The sequence below is a fragment of the Fulvivirga kasyanovii genome, assembly GCF_009711405.1.
Taxonomy (GTDB): domain Bacteria; phylum Bacteroidota; class Bacteroidia; order Cytophagales; family Cyclobacteriaceae; genus Fulvivirga; species Fulvivirga kasyanovii.
Window position 1 is genome coordinate 1 of the sequence record NZ_SMLW01000193.1, and the last position, 1,885, is coordinate 1,885.

Below are 1,885 nucleotides of genomic sequence, written 5' to 3' on the forward strand. Positions count from 1 at the left end.
TATCAAAGCCTGAATTAATTGATGAAAGGCACATATGTTATATCAGATCGCTTCACCATCCGTAAATATTTCGGTATCTTAAGTTTAAAGCAAAAAACAGGTTATGAAATGGCTTAATATATTGGGTTTGGCTGCAGTAATAACGGTCAACGCCCTCGCAAATATTCTCCCCATCAACGGTATGAGTACAGGCCAGGTAGCTGCTTTGTATCCAAACCTCTTTACTCCGGCAGGCATCACCTTTTCTATATGGACAATTATTTATCTATTCCTGACGGGTTACTGCATCTATCCTTTTATCTCTTCCGATAATAAAAAAGCCGTATCCCTTTCCGGCCTGTTCCTCCTTACCTGTCTGCTCAATTGCTCGTGGATACTGGTCTGGCACCATCTGCTGATTGAGTGGTCACTAGTGATTATGATCCTCCTGCTGATAACCTTATATATGATCTATGTAAAAATCCATAGCTGGCAGCCCCATTCAAAAAGAGAGAAGTGGCTGGTGTACAAACCGTTTAGCATTTACCTGGCATGGATCAGCGTAGCTACTATTGCCAACATTGCTGCGTTATTGTCTGCTTATGACTTTTCGCCTCCCTCACCGCAAAACTGGGTAATAGCTATGGTGATAGCCACCCAGCTTTTGGTGTACCTGATCAGCAAAAAATACAGGGATATTGCCTTTGCCCTGGTTATCATCTGGGCGCTCATCGGCATCATGTTAAAAAACACTGATGCCGAGTTGACCTTTCAGCCTGTAACCATTGCGTGCATATTGGCCATCATTTTTGATGCCTGGGTGGCACTGCATTATCGTTACAGAAAAACTGTTACCTGATCATATCAAAGCCAGTATACGGCACAAGTACTTCCGGTATTCTGATACCGTCTTCACTCTGGTTGTTTTCCAGTATGGCCGCCAGTATCCTCGGCAAAGCAAGGGCACTTCCATTCAAGGTGTGTAGCAAGTGCATTTTATTATCATCGCCACGGTACCTTAACTTGAGTCTGTTGGCCTGGAAAGTTTCAAAATTACTTACAGAGCTTACCTCCAACCATTTTTTCTGGGCTGCAGAGTAAACCTCCATATCAAATGTCTGGGCAGAAGTGAACCCCATGTCACCTCCACATAAATTCAAGACCCGGTACTGTAACCCCAGCTTTTCCAACAAACCTTGTACATGCTTGCACATTCTGTCCAGGGCTTCATAAGAATTATCAGGATGGTGGATCTCTACGATCTCAACCTTATCAAACTGGTGCAAACGGTTAAGGCCGCGTACATGGGCACCCCAAGAGCCGGCCTCTCTCCTAAAGCAAGGTGTAAAACCGACATGCTTTACAGGCAGGTCTTTGGCATCCACGATCACATCCCTATACATATTAGTAATAGGCACCTCTGCCGTAGGGATCAAAAAGAAATTTTCTTCACCGATATGATACATCTGCCCGTCTTTGTCAGGAAGTTGCCCTGTGCCATACCCACTGTCTTCATTGATCACTATCGGTGGCTGCACTTCTACATAACCCGCTTTGGTGGCTTCATCCAGAAAGAAGTTGACCATAGCACGCTGTAGACGAGCTCCTTTGCCTTTATAGACGGGGAAACCCGCTCCGGTAATTTTATTGCCAAGATCAAAATCTATAATGTCATAAGTTTTTATCAGCTCCCAATGCGGAACAGCACTTTCTGGCAACTCCGGAGTAGACCCATGCTCATAGACCACTTCGTTGTCATCAGCACCTCCACCTTCCGGCACATTGTCGTTGGGCACATTGGGTATAGTATAAAGGAGTTCCTTCAGTTTATTCTCATAGCTGCTCAAGGCCTCTCCCAACTCTTTCCCCTCAGCTTTGAGATCTGCGGTCTTGGCTTTTACACCCT

The 1,885-nt window shown here is 45.0% G+C and carries 2 protein-coding genes; one reads left to right on the plus strand and one right to left on the minus strand.

The window, feature by feature from the left end; all coding sequences use genetic code 11:
- The first annotated feature begins 103 nt into the window (after nt 1-103).
- A complete protein-coding gene (locus tag E1163_RS00745) occupies nt 104-838 on the plus strand; it encodes a TspO/MBR family protein (protein WP_155168614.1) in 735 nt (244 codons plus the stop codon).
- Here the strand turns inward: E1163_RS00745 and serS are convergent.
- Nucleotides 831-1,885 (minus strand): serine--tRNA ligase (gene serS / locus E1163_RS00750; RefSeq protein ID WP_155168615.1); only part of this gene is annotated, 1,055 nt, incomplete at its 5' end. The genes E1163_RS00745 and serS overlap by 8 nt on opposite strands.

Coding starts and splice junctions, on each gene's coding strand:
- E1163_RS00745 (WP_155168614.1), top strand. CDS start 104: ATGAAATGGCTTAATATATTGGGTTTGGCTGCAGTAATAACGGTCAAC.